The 17,091-nt window shown below is 60.0% G+C and carries 16 protein-coding genes; 8 read left to right on the top strand and 8 right to left on the bottom strand.

Features of this window, described 5'->3' with window-relative positions; genetic code table 11:
* Nucleotides 1-170: 170 nt before the first annotated feature.
* Complete coding sequence (locus tag QQJ96_RS09620) at nt 171-1,013, bottom strand: SAM-dependent methyltransferase (RefSeq protein WP_284331775.1); 843 nt, start codon at nt 1,011-1,013, stop codon at nt 171-173.
* 163 nt (nt 1,014-1,176) lie between these two features.
* On the opposite strand from QQJ96_RS09620, the gene QQJ96_RS09615 reads away from it, so the two are divergent.
* Nucleotides 1,177-1,467 carry a hypothetical protein gene (locus QQJ96_RS09615; protein ID WP_284331774.1) on the top strand — a complete coding sequence of 97 codons (291 nt, stop codon included), beginning with the start codon at nt 1,177-1,179 and terminating at the stop codon, nt 1,465-1,467.
* Between the two features lie 119 nt (nt 1,468-1,586).
* On the opposite strand, the gene QQJ96_RS09610 is transcribed toward QQJ96_RS09615, so the two are convergent.
* A complete protein-coding gene (locus tag QQJ96_RS09610; protein ID WP_284331773.1) occupies nt 1,587-2,447 on the bottom strand; it encodes a helix-turn-helix domain-containing protein in 861 nt (286 codons plus the stop codon).
* A gap of 53 nt (nt 2,448-2,500) precedes the next feature.
* Between QQJ96_RS09610 and QQJ96_RS09605 the strand changes: the two genes are divergently transcribed.
* From QQJ96_RS09605 to QQJ96_RS09595, 3 genes are read left to right on the top strand one after another with little or no spacing between them, the layout of a single operon-like run.
* Nucleotides 2,501-2,941: a DUF805 domain-containing protein gene (locus QQJ96_RS09605; protein WP_284331772.1), complete on the top strand. Its 441-nt coding sequence runs from the start codon at nt 2,501-2,503 to the stop codon at nt 2,939-2,941.
* Between the two features lie 7 nt (nt 2,942-2,948).
* Nucleotides 2,949-5,165 carry an FAD-binding protein gene (locus tag QQJ96_RS09600; RefSeq protein WP_284331771.1) on the top strand — a complete coding sequence of 739 codons (2,217 nt, stop codon included), beginning with the start codon at nt 2,949-2,951 and terminating at the stop codon, nt 5,163-5,165.
* Nucleotides 5,162-6,211: a hypothetical protein gene (locus QQJ96_RS09595; protein ID WP_284331770.1), complete on the top strand. Its 1,050-nt coding sequence runs from the start codon at nt 5,162-5,164 to the stop codon at nt 6,209-6,211. The genes QQJ96_RS09600 and QQJ96_RS09595 overlap by 4 nt, the downstream gene beginning before the upstream one ends.
* A gap of 36 nt (nt 6,212-6,247) precedes the next feature.
* Here QQJ96_RS09595 and QQJ96_RS09590 read toward each other — a convergent pair whose 3' ends face one another.
* A complete protein-coding gene (locus tag QQJ96_RS09590) occupies nt 6,248-6,583 on the bottom strand; it encodes a hypothetical protein (protein WP_284331769.1) in 336 nt (111 codons plus the stop codon).
* Between the two features lie 98 nt (nt 6,584-6,681).
* Nucleotides 6,682-7,482 carry an AIM24 family protein gene (locus QQJ96_RS09585; RefSeq protein ID WP_284331768.1) on the bottom strand — a complete coding sequence of 267 codons (801 nt, stop codon included), beginning with the start codon at nt 7,480-7,482 and terminating at the stop codon, nt 6,682-6,684.
* A gap of 378 nt (nt 7,483-7,860) precedes the next feature.
* Between QQJ96_RS09585 and QQJ96_RS09580 the strand changes: the two genes are divergently transcribed.
* The 3 genes from QQJ96_RS09580 (at nt 7,861) to QQJ96_RS09570 (ending at nt 10,034) form a co-directional block, all read left to right on the top strand.
* A complete protein-coding gene (locus tag QQJ96_RS09580; protein ID WP_284331767.1) occupies nt 7,861-8,424 on the top strand; it encodes a hypothetical protein in 564 nt (187 codons plus the stop codon).
* A gap of 90 nt (nt 8,425-8,514) precedes the next feature.
* Nucleotides 8,515-9,057: a GNAT family N-acetyltransferase gene (locus QQJ96_RS09575; protein ID WP_284331766.1), complete on the top strand. Its 543-nt coding sequence runs from the start codon at nt 8,515-8,517 to the stop codon at nt 9,055-9,057.
* A 56-nt stretch (nt 9,058-9,113) separates the two neighbouring features.
* Entirely contained in the window at nt 9,114-10,034 is a 921-nt protein-coding gene (locus tag QQJ96_RS09570; RefSeq protein WP_284331765.1) for an alpha/beta hydrolase family protein, read from the top strand.
* Nucleotides 10,035-10,165: 131 nt separating this feature from the next.
* Here the strand turns inward: QQJ96_RS09570 and QQJ96_RS09565 are convergent, their stop codons facing one another.
* From QQJ96_RS09565 to QQJ96_RS09550, 4 genes are all read right to left on the bottom strand, one after another.
* Nucleotides 10,166-11,821, bottom strand: coding sequence for a diguanylate cyclase (locus QQJ96_RS09565; RefSeq protein WP_284331764.1), 1,656 nt, complete (start codon nt 11,819-11,821; stop codon nt 10,166-10,168).
* 7 nt (nt 11,822-11,828) lie between these two features.
* A complete protein-coding gene (locus QQJ96_RS09560) occupies nt 11,829-12,221 on the bottom strand; it encodes a response regulator (RefSeq protein WP_284331763.1) in 393 nt (130 codons plus the stop codon).
* 15 nt (nt 12,222-12,236) lie between these two features.
* Nucleotides 12,237-14,867, bottom strand: coding sequence for a response regulator (locus tag QQJ96_RS09555; protein WP_284331762.1), 2,631 nt, complete (start codon nt 14,865-14,867; stop codon nt 12,237-12,239).
* 335 nt (nt 14,868-15,202) lie between these two features.
* Nucleotides 15,203-16,807: an MFS transporter gene (locus QQJ96_RS09550; RefSeq protein WP_284331761.1), complete on the bottom strand. Its 1,605-nt coding sequence runs from the start codon at nt 16,805-16,807 to the stop codon at nt 15,203-15,205.
* Between the two features lie 3 nt (nt 16,808-16,810).
* Here QQJ96_RS09550 and QQJ96_RS09545 point away from each other — a divergent pair, with 3 nt between their 5' ends.
* On the top strand, nt 16,811-17,071 hold the full coding sequence (locus tag QQJ96_RS09545; protein WP_284331760.1) for a hypothetical protein: 261 nt from the start codon (nt 16,811-16,813) through the stop codon (nt 17,069-17,071).
* Nucleotides 17,072-17,091: the final 20 nt, after the last annotated feature.

The raw sequence follows: 17,091 nt of genomic DNA, 5'->3' as shown, positions 1-17,091 counted from the left end.
TTCTATTTGGTAATGGTGGTGCAGCAGGACAGCGCACGCAGGTGCTTGCTGTCATGCCTAGGCATCGCCCCCAGGCCATTATCGCGCCTGATTATGGCGATGCGCACATCGGGTGCCGCGATGCCACGATGCACGGCGGCCTAAGCAAATATCATTCCTCGGCAAAGCACTTAGGCTTGCACCTCCTTGCCTGCTTTCTCCAGGGCGTCCAACGCATCCAGCCGCTCCCGCATCGCCAGGTTCAACCTCAAGGGTTCCGCCGGGGGCAGGACGACCGTTTCCTCGACGGTCAACGGGATATTGGGTAGGTCACACAGGGCGACGCGACGGACGCGCGGCTTCTCGATCGGCAGGGTTGCGCCTCGGTAAACAATCACCTCGTGATCGAGCGGGTAGTCCTGACTCAACCGATCCACCAGCACCTGGCGGTACGCGGGTCCCGTCTGGAACCGCGCCAGCGACCAATCACCTACCAGTCCGACCTGCCACAGCACCAGGTAGCCGGCCGGATCGATGCGCCGCTCATAGAACAGCAACTGGCTAGCCTCGAAGTGCTGGCAGCCGAAGCGGCCGGGGTCGATCCCCAGGTCGGCATAAAGGCAGTCCTCGGCGGAGATGCCCGGCTCCATATGTGCCTCGTAACCTTCCGCCCGCGCCATCTCGATGGCCTTGTGCGGCGACCACGCAAAGATGCCGGGATGACCGTAGAACACGCCGCAAACCCGTTTGCCGGCACGCACCTCGGCCATTATCAGAGCTACCCACTCCCGATAGGTTTTCAATCGGGACTTGCCCTCCTGGTAGTAAGGCTGAAGGCTGCGCACATCCGGATGCAGGCGTTGCAGCCACTTTTCCACGATCCCATCCGAAAGCGCCGCGAACACCACATCCGCGCGCTCGATATGGCTGCGCGCCAACGGCGTGAGATGGGAGCCCAAAGTCATACCCATGCCGACGCAGGCCAAGCTGCCGCGGCAGGTATTGTTCGAATGTGTCAAGGCGGAAGTATCCATGGCAGATGCCTGTGCAGTTTGTAAAGTGGCGTGCGAAAACAAACCAAGAGCAAAGCAACATACATGCCCAATGTTAAGAAGCAGGTGCTTTGCCACTTATGGGGAGTCGCGTCTCCTGCCCACGGGTGTATACATGTCATGAGTTCCAAGCCGGGCAGAGTCGATGAACACCAATCCCTTTGTGCGTCCCAGTGCCTTGGTCCCCGTGCTGATGTCCTTGGCCGCCTTGGCCATGGTGCTCGGTTATATCGCCCAGTTTGGCGCGGCGCACCAAGCCGATGAAGGCGCCGCCGCTCATCTATTCCAGCTGCTGATGGTCTGTCAGCTCCCCATCATTGCGTACTTTGCCATCCAATGGCTGCCCCGCATGCCCAGGCGTGCGCTGGCCGTTCTGTCCACCCAGGCGCTCGCCGGTTTGGCAGCATGTGCCCCGGTTTGGTACTTCCATTTGTAATACGTCACCCGCAACCCCTCGTGCGACCAACCGCCGTGTCCGTCTTAAGTCCGTAGGACTTCGTTGAGCGGGAAGCTGCCGAGTTGGTGACAGGCCACGCGTCAGGCCATCAGGAGCTTTCAACCGGCCGCACCACGCCGTCGGCGCAAGTGAGTGAATTCCGAAAACTCCCAGCGGCGGAAGGCTACGATCGCGCTGCAGCCGTCGCGAACCGTCAGGGGGAGGCGGGCATCGGCGCGCGCCAACTGCTCGAACTCCTCGATCAGGTGAGCCATGGCAGCCTGCATGCGTGCCCGTGACCCTTCCGACAGGGTGGCGCCGACAAAATGAAAAGCATCGCCCGCGCCGTCGAACCGTTCACCGAAAAATTCGGGCAGCACGCGCGCCATGAAGAACCGATGCACCGGCCCATCCTTGCGCCAGGAGAAGTTGCGTGCCGTCAGCTTGCGGATGCGGGTGGGTGGCCGGTAGTCAATGATTTTCAGGGCATCGAGCTTCAACAACAGCGAAACCAGTTCGTTCTCGTCGATGCGGAAGGTCGACATGATTTCGCCGAAGCGCCAGTTGTTGAGGATGAGATAGGTCGTCAGCAGCAGCTTTGGATCGGCGATCAGCGAGGATTCCTGCTTATGGCTGAGTTCGGTGATCGCGGTGGCGGCGGAGCGCTCGGCCTTGATCAGGTCTTCCAGGCTCAAACCCAGCACGTCACAAATGCTGTCCAGGCGCTGCAGGGTAAAGCCGCCACGGCTGAGATCACGTTTGATGGTGGGTTCGCTGACTCCGAGCATGGCGGCCAGTTCGCGATAGGTGATTCCGCGCTGACGCAACTCGGCGCGAATGGCATGCACGAGTAGGGCGGACGCCGACATTTCATTGGCCTTGATGCCTGATTGAAAGAAGGTATCACAATTTGATACCTGTGGTTTCGTGGTGCGACCGCTTGGAATCAGTGCATTGCTCGCAGAAAGCGCCTGGCGCAAGCTGATTTCCGGCGCTGGTTCGCCAGGCCCACAAAGAGGGGAAGTCAATCTCCATGCCGTCAATCCCGGCCCACGGGACGGATGAGCGTGTGCGTAGCAAACCATCAAAAGGAGCACGGAAGATGTCTATGCTTGCCATCGTAGCGACGTTTTTTCGGATACGTGGCCGCATCACGCGCAGTGAATGGCTGTCACGACTCATTATGGCAGCACTTTTTTGCAGCGCGTTCGGCGGTTTGTTTGGCCATTTCTTCGGCGACTTTGGATCCGGATCGTTCGCTGTCCTGTTCATCGGGTGCGCGATTGCCCTGGCGGTGCGACGCCTGCATGACGTCGATCGATCGGGTTTGGCTGTAGCCGCGGCAATCGTGCCGGTGATAGGGCCGATCTGGCTGTTCATCCAATTGCTACGGCGTGGTGTGGCGCACGAAAACCGATATGGCGTCGATCCGGCCAGCCATGCGGACTATCTCAAAGTCGATATCGCAAGGTGACCGGCCGATGGCTACCGTCAATGACGTCACTCAGCTCAACCGTATTGCGGTCTTCTCCGTAGCCACGCCAACCACCACGCAAGAGGTGGTCGACGTACTGCGTCAAACGCAGCTCCCGATATCCATCGGTGGCGGCCACTTCAGCATGGGCGGGCAAACCGCCAGCCCAGGCAGCCTGCATCTCGACCTGCGCCAGCTCAATCGTGTACTTCGTTTCGATCCCGTGGCTGCCGTCATACGTGTTCAGGCGGGCATCCGCTGGTGCGACATCCAGCGCTTCATCGATCCGCATGGGCTGGCCGTAAAGATCATGCAAACCTATGCCAACTTCACGGTCGGTGGCGCTCTGTCGGTCAATGCACACGGCCGCTACATGGGACTTGGTCCGGTCGTTCTGTCCGTTCGCGCGATTACTCTCGTACTTGCCAATGGCGACGTCGTCGAGGCAAGTCGGCAAGAGAACGCCAAGTTGTTCCATGCCGCCATCGGTGGTTACGGAGGCATTGGCATCATCGTCGAGGCTGAGCTCGAACTGGTGCCGAACACGCGCGTCGCAAGGACGGACGTGAAGATGCCCATGGCGGACTACAAAGCCTGGTTCGAGGCCAACATTCGCGCACGGCAAGAGGTCGTGTTCCATAACTTCGACCTGTATCCGCCGACTTACTCGCGTGGCCGGGCCGTCAGTTGGACGATTACCGATAAACGCGCCACGGCACCTCGCTTGCAGCCGCTGAAGCGCGGCTTCTGGCTGGCCAAATACCTGCTCTGGGCGATCACGGAAACACCGCTGGGAAAATTCCGGCGCGAGTTTCTGTATGACCCGATCCTGCACTTGGGGAAAAAGGTCCACTGGCGAAATTACGAGGCGGGCTATGACGTTGCCGAGCTGGAACCCTTGGGCCGTTTCGATCGCACCTACGTCTTGCAGGAATACTTCGTGCCAGTCGTCGCCGTCGCCGAATTTGCCGCGGCGATGGGCAAGGTGTTGTCGAGGAACAAGGTAAACGTCGTCAATATTTCCATTCGCCACGCCTCGGCGGACGACGGCACGGTGATGGCATGGGCTCGCGGGGAGACCTTCGCCTTCGTGCTGTATTACAAACAGCGCACGGACGACGGCGCCAGGGACCATGTGGCGGTATGGACGCGCGAGCTTATCGATGCCGTGCTCGCCGTGGGGGGCACCTACTACCTCCCATATCAACTGCACGCCACGCCGGAGCAGTTCCATCAAGCCTACCCGCGAGCGAAAGAAATGTTCCGTTTGAAAGCGGAGCTGGACCCGCGTTACCGGCTGCGCGGGGCTCTTTGGGACCGTTACTACACGCCGATGCTCGAATTTGCCGTCCCCCCCTCGCCGTCCCCCGCCCAGGCCTCGCAGTTCAAGAGAGTCTATGGGGATGAGCGCGCTGCTGATCGCTTCTATGCTTTCCTGCAAAACATCTTCCACGTGCTGCCGGAAGAGCGACTACACGCCCTCATCAAATCGCAGGTGGCCAAGCATGGCAACGACGAGGCTGTCTATCGAAGTATCCAGGCGGGTCTGAGGTCGATCACGCCGGTCCTGGCGATGCTGACGCATGCGCTGCCTTCGCTCGCCGCGCAGAAGGAAGAAATGGCTCGCCAAACGGCTACGCTGATTGGCAGCGCTTCCCTGCGCGACTATGTGGAAATCGGCACGACCGGCCGCTATGCGCGTGCGTTGCGCAAACATCTGAAACTCAAGGGCAACCTGAGCCTGGTGCACGATGTGGCTCCAGGTATGAGCCCGGTGGATATCGTGGAGCGCGGACAGTTGCGCAAGCTGGGCGACTTTGTGCCATTGAAAGACTACGCCCCGATTGCGTTGCCGCCGAAGAGCGCGGATCTGGTGAGCTGCTTTGTGGGTCTGCACCATATGGCGTCCGACAAACTCGCGCCGTTCCTGCAATCCATCGCGGACATCGTGCGTCCGGGAGGGTTTTTCGTCGTTCGAGACCACGATGTCACCACGCCGGAAATGGATGCATTCGTTTCGCTCGCGCATACCGTCTTCAACGCAGTCCTGGGTGAGACATGGGAGACGAATCAGCGGGAGCTGCGCAACTTTGCAAGCATTGAGCATTGGATCGGGTGCATCGAGGCAGCGGGCTTTCGTCACACGGGGCCGCGTCTGCGACAGGCTGGGGACCCCTCCGACAACCTGCTGTTGGCGTTCCAGCGGATAGGAGATCAAGCATGAAGCGCAAAGTCCAATGCATGCTGCTTGCCTTGCTGGCAGCGGTGGCAGCCACGGTGGCGACAGCCGGTGTCCTGCCAGCTGAAAGCGCCGTACCGCCGGACGCTCGACGCGGTGCCGAGCAAACCCTGCTTACGTTTCCAGAATGGTATCTCGTGCATAGCCCGGCCGAGTACGCGCGTATCGTGCAGGCCCAGCCTTCGCATGTGTTTCCCTTTTTGCAGCAGATCGGCCAGCTCTGGTCGAGTTACGCAACGGTCAGCAGGGAGCAGATCCGCGAGCACTACCCGCTCAACCCTGGTTATCACGTCATGATCTGGGTCATCGCCTCCAGCACCACCGTGGAATACGCTCTACGTTCGGCCTATGAGAATTCGATCGGGCGCGCGAGCTGGTTGCTTGGCGGCCGAAAACTTACGGACGAGGACCGCTATGCGGCCAGGGCGGCGCAGGAGTACGTCGACTTCATCAGGCAGCAACCCTGGTATCTGTTTGACTTCACTTCGAGGCTGCGGCATCTATGGACCGACGTGCCGCTGTCAGGCCCCTGCCTGCTGCGCAAGTGGGAGCGCCGCTACGTACTCACAACTGAATATGCCGTCAAGGCTGTCTATGCCAAGCTCATCGAGAAGGCGACGCGCGCGGCTTATACGCCAGCTTTGATGACCACCGATGTAGTCGTCGATCACCTGCCTGAAAACTGGAAAGCGCCGCCCGAAGTCACGCTTATCCAACGATTGTCGAATGGTCGCGCGCTGCTCGCTTTGCCGCGCTATTACGACTTTCGCATCGCCGCAACCGCACTGGCGCGACAAGACATTCGACTCGAAGACATCGCCGGCAATGCTTCGACGATACTCGTTTCCGTATGGGTACGAGGCACTGGTCCGGAGCCTCCTGGCAACTGGAGGCTGTTGTTCGAGCAGCCGCTTACCATGCCCGCGCAGACACGGCGACTTGCCTTGCTGGTGCCGGTCCGCCAGTTATCGAAGTTCCTGGTGGATGCGCCGGCCAAGGGAATGACCGTGGAGCATGTCTATGACTATTAAGCTCAATCCGGCGGCAGCCTCGCCGGCCGAATCACCTTAGTGCGAACCGAGAAGATAGAAAAAGCACGCCAGGCTGAAGCAGCCGAAGGGAATCACGATCAGCCAAAACAGCACTGGATTCCTTGCTCGCGAAAGCATGGTGCCCCTGACATTTATCTGGCCACTGTAGACGCCGCGCCCAACCCAGGAGGCGAGCATGATGCCCAAGAGCGCGAAAGCCAGTTTGGGTGGAGGAGTGTGCCCGCCTCCTGAGATCTGCGCTATCAAGATCAGTACGAAGACACCCAAGACGGCAACGAGGATCAGTCCGTCGTTGATCGTGCCCCATAGTTTGTCCAGCGGCTTTGGCGCTTCGTCACTTTCATTCTTCACTACACCACCCTCGGGCATCAAGGCGAGCCACCAAGCATGAAGCCCGGCCTGGTGCCGGGCTTCCCTTTTTTTGCGGATCGGCGGAACGGAACGAGCGGCTAGTCGTCCTTGCCGAACAGCCCGCCGAGCACCGAACCGATCACGCCGCCGGCAATGGCTCCGCCGATCGAATTGCCGGAGTCGCCGCCGATAATGGGCGAACTCGACCCTGCCTCACGTGCAAGATAAGGTTCCAGCGAGTGTGCCAGGTTCGGCATGGTAAGGGTCTGTAGCCAGATCTGGCCCGGTCCGGTGAGGTTCGCGATGAACAGGCCATCCCCGCCGAACAGCTTGTTCTTCAAGCCGGGCAGCAGGGTGATTTCGAAGTTCACCGAGCCTTCGAACATGCCGATGTGCCCGGGGTGCACCTGCAGCGTTTCGCCGGGGGCCAGCGTGTAGTTGACGATTTCGCCGCCCAGCTCCACCCAGGCCCGGGCGTTGCCGGTGAGCTTTTGCAGCACGAAGCCTTCGCCACCGAAGATGCCGGCACCGAGCGAGCGCTGGAAGCCGATCGCCAGCTCCACGCCTTCCGTGCCGCATAGAAAGCCATGGCGATGGATGTAATAGGTCTGCCCGGCGTTCACCTGTACTTCCACGATCGATCCGGGCACTTTCGCCGCGAAGGCAACCATGCCCGGCGAGCCCGAAGTCTCGTATTCGTTCATGAACAGGCCGCCGCCCGACAAGGCGCGCCCGACCACGCCGAGAAAGCCTTTCGCACCTGCGGTGCGCGCCGAAGTCTGCAGCACGACATTGCGGGTCATCCAGGAAAACCGGCCCGGCTCTGAAATGATTCTGTCACCCTGCTCCAGGCCCACTTCCAGGACCGGCAAGGTCGTTCCCACCGTACGAGTCTTCATTGCATTGTTCCCCTACATGGATATGTATCTGCCGGGTACGCCGGCAGGGTCTTGCTGTGCATCCATTCTTGCCGAACAAGCTCCCTTGGGCGAGTGCCATCATGCAGAGGATAGGAGATCGCCATCCTTAAGCCAGCGATCGAAACGGCGGCGAAGACTTGGAGTCGCGAAACCGAGTGCCGCGCGCGCAAATAGAAAGGCCCCCTTGCGGGGGCCAGTTGCTTCATCCCTAGGGGGGTGATGAAGCTTAGGGGTGCTAACCGCCGGGCTCGCAGAGGAAGGGCTGCCCGGCGCGCATAAGATTGCCCCTGGAAGAGAGGCGCTGCAATTCAGGGGGTGACCCGACGCTTTGTAGGAATAGGACTACAAGCTGCGCCCGTGCAGTTAGACTGGCCTGGCTGCCATTGTTCGCTGTCGATCCAAGGCGGAAGCCCCGGCGCACGCCAAAATCAGGAATGGGACAAGAAGATTATGGAAGAGCAGAGCTACTCCCTTCGTTACCGGTCAAGCCGCATGGAAGTCTGGCGGTGGTATTGGCGTGCCTGGCGATCCAAGTATTGGTGGTGGAATCTGCTCATTGCCGCAGCCGTAACTTTGGAAACATTGGCAAGCTCAGGCGAACGATTTGGATTTGCTGTTTGCTTGCTTCGATTCGCGTGGATTGCGCCTATGGTTATCGTCCTGATGGCTGCGTGGCCGCAGATCGCATTCAAGAGCCAGGAACGTGTACTGGAGGTGGGGCCTGAAGGATGGTCATCACGCATTGCCAAAAAATACGGTTCACGAACATGGAAAGCGGTCGCATCGGTTCAGAGCAACGACGAGGTCATATCCATCGTCAGCGCTTCGGGTAACGCCTTGCTGATTCCCATGCGGGCGTTTCAAAGCCAGTCTGCCCGGGAAGCGTTCCTTTTGGACATCCGGCGTTGGCATGAAGCATAGAGCGACTGGCGGCCGACTGTATCTTGCGGTGGCAATCAGAGAATGTTTGCTTCCGGCCCAATTTAAAACGCCCCGAAATCAGGCAAAGATATGTTTGAACCTGTCACCATCGACACCAAGCGCCTACGACTCCGCCCTCTACGCAAGGAGGACGCATCCGCCTTTTTCGAAATGTGGTCCGATCCTGAGACGGTGCGCTACTTTTCGTTTCCGCCCATGCAGGATATCGAGCAGGCTCACGCTCGCATTACCGACAAATTGCAGTCGTCGAGTAACGGCCATAGCGTGACTTGCGTGATCGAATCGAGAGACACGGGCGAAGTGATTGGCGATTGTGGGTTGTTCAACGGGGTTTCGCTCTCCCGGCGCGCGGAGATCGGCTACTGCCTCGGACGCAAATACTGGGGAAAGGGCTACATGGCGGAGGCGGCCGACGCGCTCATCGAACATGGGTTCAAGCAAGCGGGGCTGCACAGGATCGAAGCCGACATCGATCCGCGCAACCTGCCTTCGATCCAGCTGATCGAGCGGCTTGGATTCAGGCGCGAAGGCTATCTGCGCGAGCGATGGCTGATTGGAGGAGAGGTCGCGGATACCGTCCTGTATGGCCTCATCCAGAGCGATCGTTATTAAACCCAATACAGCATTCCAATTCTCAGCAGTCTGACCATTCGATCAGTGGGAACTACATGAAGATCCGCGCAACATCCGCGTTCCTGGCAGCTTGTTGGTACGCCTGCCTTGCCCCGGTTCCTGTCAGTGCGTTCGGACAAACTGCAACAGACGGCAATGTTGCTAAAGCGAGTGTCCCCAACAAGCCCCGGGCTTCCATGGAACCCATGCAGATCCCCAGTCACGGGGCGCAAATAAGCGCTTTGGCCTACGTCGCGGCAGGAGCTGGACCCCATCCGGCGGTGGTGCTTCTGCACGGCATTCCGGGCTATGAGCGCAACCTGGACCTGGCCCAGGATATCCGCCGCGCGGGCTGGGACGTGGTGTATTTCGACTACCGCGGCTCCTGGGGCTCGCCGGGAAATTTTTCGTTCTCGCATGGCATCGAAGACACCGCAGCGGTGCTCGCCTACGTGCGACAACCCGCAAATGCCGCGCGACTGCGGCTGGATCCAAAGCGTATCGTCCTTGTAGGGCACAGCATGGGCGGCTTCATGGCCGTGCAGGCAGCTGCGGCGGATTCCGGCGTAAAGGGGATGGCGTTGATATCGGCGGCCGACATGAGTGGTACGTTCGAGCAGTTGGCGAGACAAGAGTCTCGACAAATAGCCTTGCACGATATGAGCGCAGGACTGGCCTCGGTGGGACTAGCCCCGCTCAGCGGATGCACGGCGGACGGACTCGCCAATGACCTGGCGGATCACGCGTCAGCTTGGGCATTGCAGTCAAAGGTGGGTGCGCTCAAGAGCCGCCCGGCGCTGATCGTCACATCGGACGACGGTATGGCGAGCGACAATGATGCTTTTGCTGTTGCACTTCGGCATGCCGGCAATACACAGGTCACCACCGTGCACTTGCCCACCGACCATGTCTATTCGGATAAGCGCATTGAGCTTTCGCGTGCCGTGCTGAAATGGTTGGCGTCGCTGCCCAAATAGAGTCGATGGCCCGAACGCGTAGGCTGGTATGGCAATCCCAGCATTGCCATGCTTGCAGCCTCACGATGCTGGGATTGTCATCCCAGCCTACGCGTTGCAAGGATTCGAGTAGGCGCCGAATCATTCATGACTCAGTCGTCGTCCTCTCTCCACTCATCGGAGTCCGCCAACATCACCCGGTTGCGACCCGCCAGCTTGGCTTGATAGAGCGCTTGGTCCGCGAGCCGGTGAATATCGTTCGCGTTGGCGCCCAGCCGATACTCCGCAATGCCGCAGCTGAAAGTCGTGGTGAAAGTGAGATCGCTGCTGGCGCGCTGGCGTACCAGGGAAAACGCTTCGCGCAGTTCGTTCATCAGGTGAAGGGCCTGTTGGGTGTCGGTATCCGGCAGGATTACGACAAACTCCTCACCGCCGATGCGGCCGACGATATCGGTCCGGCGCAGGCGCCGCTTGAGCAGCTCGGCGAGATTCTTCAATACGCCATCGCCGATCAAATGGCCGTAGGTATCGTTGACGTTCTTGAAGTGGTCGAGGTCGAGCGCGGCGAGGCAAAAACAGCTTTGTTGACGCATGGCCCTCGCGGTTTCCGTGGCAAGGCGATCCTTGGCCGCGGCGTGGTTGAGGAGACCGGTGAGACTATCCTGTTCGATGTGGGAACGCAGTACGCGATAGCGCCGTAGCCGGGTAGAGACGGCGGAGACCAGGTGCTCGGGCGTAATCGGCTTGGTGAGGAAGTCGTCCGCACCCAGCTGCATGGCGATCAATCGACGATCGGTATCGGTTTCCGTGGACAGATACACGATCGGTACCAGCACATAGTTGTCCAGCTGCCGGATGACGGCAGCGAGTTCCGCACCCGTGCACCCGGGCATGTACATGTCCATCAGCACCAGGTCCGGCTTGAAATCGTCCAGGTGGGCGAGGATTTTCATGGGATCGGTCACGATGTCGGTGCTGATGCCGACCGATTGCAAGGTGACGGCATGGTGGCTGGCCAACGGGGCGTTGTCGTCGACGATCAGCACCCGATAAGGCTCCGGCGGCAAGTCGGTGACCAGATTGTCGAGCCGGGCGATCAGTGCACCGACGTCGATCGGTTTCACCATATAGGTAGCGCCTCCCGCGCGGGCGGCAGCGAGTCGCGCTGTCAGGTCGTTGCGGGAAGAGAAGAAGATGACGGGTGTGCGCAGTTGCCTGGCAACCGACAGCTGGATGATCGCTTCCGGGCCGGCAAGATCGCCCTGCGGGAACACGATGTCCATCAGTACCGCGGCCAGCAAGGGATCGACCGGCGTTTCGAGCAGCTGCGTGGGCGTCTCGAAGATCTTGACGATGTAGCCGAAGTGGCCAAGCTGCAGGCTGAGATCGGTCGCCAGGGAGGCGTCATCCTCAACCAGGTAGATAAGCTTGCGCTCCGTTTCCAGCACGTTGCTCGCAGGCAGTATGGGAGCCGGAGCGGGAACCATTGGGTTGCGCGCTTCCCTGGCCAGCGTTTCGATCAATTGGGCCGCGGAGTCGCTTTCTTTGGGAGTGAGAGGTCGCCCGTCGCACAAGGCAGCATCCACGAGTGTCTCAAGTTGCCGTGCCGCCACGGAGAGAGCGGGGTAGCCAAATGTGGCCCCGGATCCGGCCAGGCTATGCGCCAGGTGGCGCAGGTTCGGCAGCTCGATCAAATCGTCGCGCTGGCGAAACGCGTCTTCCACCTGGGCAAGTTTGGCGGGAAGTTGCTGCGCGTAGTTCTCCCGTAGCAGGCGCAATTGTTCGGTGACGTCCGGCAGGTTTTTCATGGCAACCTCAACCACGGTGTCGGTTCCAGATGTCACGCACTGTGGTGGATAGCGTCATCGGATCGAATGGCTTGGCAATCACGTCAATCGCACCCTGCTGCCGGTAGCGTGTCACTTCGGCCGATTGCACCTTGGCGGTCATGAATACGATGGGTGTTTCCTTGAGATCGGGCAATTGGCGCAACGCGCTGAGCGTGGAAGGGCCATCCATGCCGGGCATCATCACGTCTAGCAGAATCAGGTCGGGGCTGAAGGCCTGCACAGCGTCGAGCGCGGCCTTGCCCGAATCACAGATGCACACGTTGAAACCGCCCACGGCTTCCAGTGCAAGGCGAGCTACGGCCCGTATATCGGGCTCATCCTCCACGTAGAGGATACGTTCCAGGGATTTGACGACCACGTCTTGTCTCCCTCTCTAGAGCTTGCGGGTAAGGGACTGGATGGCATCCAGCAATTCGGGATTGGTGACATGCGACTTCACCATCGCCGCGGCGACACGGCCGGATTCGGCGATGGGCAATTCGCTCGCCGAGAAGACCAATACCGGCGGCCGGGGCTCCAGCTGCTCGATGAAGGGAATCAAATCCCAGCCGGAGCGATCCGGCAACGTAAGGTCCAATACCACCAGGTCGTATTGACTGGTCGACAACAAGACCGTCGCTTCCTGGAAGGTGGCCGCGCTGCTGAAATCGGCCATATCGGCGCACAGCGAAGCCACGATCTTGCGAAGGTCGGGATCGTCTTCGACATGCAGTACGCGGCTCTTTCCATCCGCGCTGCCGGCGATGCCGTTGCGAACCGCGCTGAGCAAGCGCCCCTGGTCGATCGGCTTGGCGATCCAGTCGACGACGCCAAGCTCATCGCCTTCGTTGAGGCGAGGAACCTTGCGCAGGTGGCCGGAAACCACCACCACACAAAGATCCTTGAGCGCAGGGTCGGCATGCATTTCGTGCAGAAAGGTCCGGCCGTCGAGACCGGGCATCTGCACGTCCAGCGTCATCGCCGCGAAGCGTTCCTCGGCCAGCAATCGCCGCACCATGGCGCCGTCATAGGCGGGTATCGCCTCATAGCCGGCTTGTTCGAGCATCATGCACAGCAAGGTGGACACGTCGCGATCGTCCTCGCAGACGAGGATTCTCAACCGGTGCGGTGTCGCTTTCAAAGGCTCCGGAGGAGTGGCTGGAACGGTTTCGGTCCATTCGGGCAAATCAAAATGGAAGGTCGTGCCTTCCCCTTCCTTGGTGTCGAAGCCGACGCTGCCGCCCATCGCTTCCATGATCGCCTTGGAAATGGACAATCCAAGTCCCGTGCCGCCCTTCGGGCGCGTATCCGAAGAGTCCGCCTGCGAGAACTTTTGAAAGACCTTGGGGCGGAACGACTCCGGGATGCCAGGCCCTTTGTCGGTTACGGATACGCGGATCAAGTCGTCATACCGGCCGATCTGCAAATCCACGCTGGCGCCTTGCGGTGAAAACTTGGCGGCATTACCCATCAGGTTGGTCATGACCTGCATCAGGCGATCGGCATCGACGCGAACCCAGATGCCGGGCATGGGTTCAGTGAGCTTGAAGCTTACGCCAAGCTGCTCCGCGTAAGCGCGATTGACGGCCATCGCCTGTTCCACCAGCGGCTGCAACTCGTGTGGCTTGAGGTCGAACTGCATATGCCCCGCTTCGATCTTCTCGATATCGAGAATGTCGTTGATCAGCCGCACCAGCCGCTCGCTGTTTTTGCTGGCCAGGTCGACCAATGCCTTGGTTTGCTCCGAAAGCACACCGCCTACGCCGCCGGCCAGCAAACCTAGCGACCCCATGATGGAGGTGAGCGGCGTGCGCAGCTCATGGCTCACGGTGGAAATGAATTCGTTCTTCATTCGTTCCACTTGCTTGCGCTCGCTGATGTCCTCCAGCGTGCCGACGTAGCCGAGCAGTTGTTCGCCATTGCGCATGGCAGCGGCTTTGCAACTTACCCAGGTGGTAGAACCGTCGTGGCGAAGGAAATGGCAGTCGACGGTAAAGTTGCTGTTCTTCTTCAGCATCTCGTTCCACAAGTCCAGCACCCGCGCCTGATCGCCAGGATGGATACCGAAATTCCACGGCTTGCCGCGCATGGCTTCATCGCAATAGCCGGTGATCTCCTGATACATTTGATTGACGCGCAGGCACAAGCCATTGGAGTCAGTCACGAACGTACCCAGTGGCGATGCTTCGTTCATGGCTGAAAAGCGCGCTGTACTCTCGACCAGGTTGGCCTCGACCCGCCGCCTTTCGTTGATCTCATCGGCAAGTCCGCTGGCATAGCGGCGCTGCTTGCCTAGCACCAGGCCGATGGCGGCGAGCCCGGCTAGCGCTACGACCGCTAGCGAACCGAACGCCTGCTGCAGAGATTGCCGCGAAGCCGTCGCCAGCGAAGACACCGGGCGAATGACCTCCAGCACGCCACGCACGTCACCCACCTTCCAATCTTTTTTCGGGCTGTCCGGACGGGAGTTGTGGCATCCGATGCACTGCGGCAGCATGCGGTCCGCCACGGCGTATCGAAATACGTACTGGCCTTGATAGGTATCAAAGCGACTCTGCGGCTGGTCGGGATTCTTCTGCAGAGAATTGAGCGCGTCGCGTTCGAAGTCGTCGTGAGGACCGCCATCCTTGCGCCAGGGGAACGGGTAAGCGCTGTAAAGGCGCACCTTCAAGCCCGATCCGCTGGCACCCAGCTGCTGGCCAAGCTCGATGGTGAAGGTTGCCGGCAAGGGAATGGCGGCGTCCTGCTTCTGATAGTCGGGCATCACCTGGATGCCATGGTTGCGGACACGTTCGACGACGTTGGAAGTGTAGAGGGCGCGAACTTGCGCAATCGTCCTGGTTTGCAGCTGCGAGCCCTGTTTGGCCAGGGTGGCGACCAGCCTCTCCTGGAGATGGCTCATGTACCAAAACGTCACCCCGGAGGCGGTGACGACCAGCACCATCAACACCAGCACGATGTGTTCGAAAATAAAGCGCGTGATGGCATTGCTTGCGGCGGACAGATTGCGCGTTATTGCGTTCAATTTACCTCCCCCTGTTGGAAGGAAAACCGTCAGCCCGACATGCTCATCTGCAATGAATTCTTTCGACCGGAAGAGCGGGGTCTGAATCGTCGCCAGCGAACTTTCGCCGCTTGCTGCGAGATAGAACCCTTTGCCCTGGTGCCCACTGTTTCAATGCATTTTTTTCACATAGTCTTGGTGTAATTCTTGTGAAGAATGTTCATATCGCATCGTAACAGTTGCGATTATCTCGCTGGGTAAACCCGAATACATGGCGCTGATTGTCACGACAGGTAACGTGTGCCGATGCGTTAGGGAAGGACGTTCGCGCGAAAAAAACGTGCCGGACGAAAATTTCATCGGTTTTCCGTGGCGTGAGATGCGCCGCGCACCGCTTGCTTCCCTCCCATGAATACCCAGGCACTAGCTGCGCTCAGCAACGCCAGCGTCGCGGAAATCAGCATCACACAGCGAAAGCCTGAGAGAAACGACAAGTGCACCGCGTGCTTCAGTGCGTTGACGGTCGCGGCAGGATAGCCACCGGGAATCTCGATACCCGCGAGCTTCTGGCGTTGCCCGACGACGGCGGAAACCAGCTGCACCGGCGCTTGCAGATTTCGAAGCGCGCTGTCCAGCTTCGCGTTGAAGATCAGGGTGAGTGCGAACCCGAACAAGGCAATGGCAAGCAGAGCCGCGGCGCGCGACACCGCGTTATTAATGCCGGACGCCGTGCCGGCCAATTCTTTTCCCGCCACGTTCATGACAGTAGTTGTCAGCGGCGCGATGGTAACAGTCATGCCAAGCCCGAGGACGCAAATGGCGGGAAAGAACGTCGTCCAGTACGTGCTTTCAGTGGAGGGCACGGCGAACATAGCGAATCCAACCGCCGCAATCGTTGGCCCGATCACCAACGGCGGCCTGGCCCCGAACCGGTCTACCAGACGTCCTGTCCAGCGCGACAACAAAAACATTATCGCGATAAACGGCAGCAACGCGGCACCTGCCGCCGTCGCGCCATAGCCCTGTACCTGGATCAAGTTCAATGGCACAAAGAACAGGCTGCCGCCCAATGCCGCATAGAGCAACAAGGTCAGCATGTTGGCGCCGGCAAAGGCTCGCTCGCGAAAAAGTGCCAATGGCAGCATGGGCGATACGGCGCGCGCCTCGACGCGGGCGAACAACAGCAATGCCAGGATGCCGATACCAGCAGCCATCCAGATCGGTGTCGCTGTCCACCCACGAGTGGGTGCTTCGATGAAAGCGAACACCAGTCCCGCCAAGCCAACCGTCACCAGGCAGGCGCCAAGCACGTCGACTGGACCGGCCACGCTGCCCTTGCTCTCAGGCACCTTAGCCACACATATCGCCAGTAACACGGCGCCCACCGGTACATTGACCAGGAACGCCCAATTCCATGAGTAGTGTTCGACCAGAAAGCCGCCGATGACCGGCCCGATCGCGGCGGTGATGCCACTGAATGCGGACCACGTGCCGATGGCTGCCCCCCGTTCCGATGGCGGAAAAGTCGCGCTGATCAAAGCCAGGCTGCCCGGCACTAGTAGCGCGGCGCCGATGCCCTGGAAGGCGCGGGCCACTATCAATGGCAGCACCGCCGAGGACAGCGAGCAGCCGATCGAGGCCAGCGTGAACAGGCCCACGCCGAGCATGAAGATACGTTTGCGGCCGAAGCGGTCTCCCAGCGTCCCGCCTACCAGCAGCAACGAAGCGAGAAACAGCGCGTAGGACTCCATCACCCATTGAGCGTCTGAAGTCGTGGCGCCAAGATCCTGCTGGATGGCCGGGAGTGCGACATTGACCACCGTGCCGTCGATGAAGGCAAGGCTGGACCCAAGAATCGCCGCCACGAGTGTCCAGCGTCGTGATGGCGCCGAACAGGGCTTCGCCTGTGTGCCACAGAGGATGACACCTTCTTCGCAAGGTGGTTTTCCGATCTGGCTCATGCGATGCACCGTGATCGAGACTTGGCGGAGCTTACTCCGCTATCGGCGAAGGCGATCGAGCAGTCCGGCCGCTTGATTGCGCTGGCGGAGCGAGAACCGGGTATCGTATGGTGTGCTTCCGATTCAGGGCAGACGTTGTCGTCTACCAGTGCTTCTACCGCGCCGAAAGTCTTGAAGGGGCAACAAGTGCGCCAGCGCATCTTCGGCCAGACGAAGAGCATGCGGGCATCAAAAGCAAATCGTGATTCGGCATCGGGTGCCTGAGTCAAGGTCTGTTTTCGAAG

It is taken from the genome of Dyella flagellata, from assembly GCF_030160275.1.
GTDB lineage: Bacteria > Pseudomonadota > Gammaproteobacteria > Xanthomonadales > Rhodanobacteraceae > Dyella_B > Dyella_B flagellata.
The sequence above is the reverse complement of the archived record's forward strand: the minus strand, read 5'-3'. Positions and strand labels throughout refer to the sequence as shown.

Coding starts and splice junctions, on each gene's coding strand:
- QQJ96_RS09620 (WP_284331775.1), bottom strand. CDS start 1,013: ATGGATACTTCCGCCTTGACACATTCGAACAATACCTGCCGCGGCAGC.
- QQJ96_RS09615 (WP_284331774.1), top strand. CDS start 1,177: ATGAACACCAATCCCTTTGTGCGTCCCAGTGCCTTGGTCCCCGTGCTG.
- QQJ96_RS09605 (WP_284331772.1), top strand. CDS start 2,501: ATGCCGTCAATCCCGGCCCACGGGACGGATGAGCGTGTGCGTAGCAAA.
- QQJ96_RS09600 (WP_284331771.1), top strand. CDS start 2,949: ATGGCTACCGTCAATGACGTCACTCAGCTCAACCGTATTGCGGTCTTC.
- QQJ96_RS09595 (WP_284331770.1), top strand. CDS start 5,162: ATGAAGCGCAAAGTCCAATGCATGCTGCTTGCCTTGCTGGCAGCGGTG.
- QQJ96_RS09585 (WP_284331768.1), bottom strand. CDS start 7,482: ATGAAGACTCGTACGGTGGGAACGACCTTGCCGGTCCTGGAAGTGGGC.
- QQJ96_RS09575 (WP_284331766.1), top strand. CDS start 8,515: ATGTTTGAACCTGTCACCATCGACACCAAGCGCCTACGACTCCGCCCT.
- QQJ96_RS09570 (WP_284331765.1), top strand. CDS start 9,114: ATGAAGATCCGCGCAACATCCGCGTTCCTGGCAGCTTGTTGGTACGCC.
- QQJ96_RS09565 (WP_284331764.1), bottom strand. CDS start 11,821: ATGAAAAACCTGCCGGACGTCACCGAACAATTGCGCCTGCTACGGGAG.
- QQJ96_RS09550 (WP_284331761.1), bottom strand. CDS start 16,807: ATGAGCCAGATCGGAAAACCACCTTGCGAAGAAGGTGTCATCCTCTGT.
- QQJ96_RS09545 (WP_284331760.1), top strand. CDS start 16,811: ATGCACCGTGATCGAGACTTGGCGGAGCTTACTCCGCTATCGGCGAAG.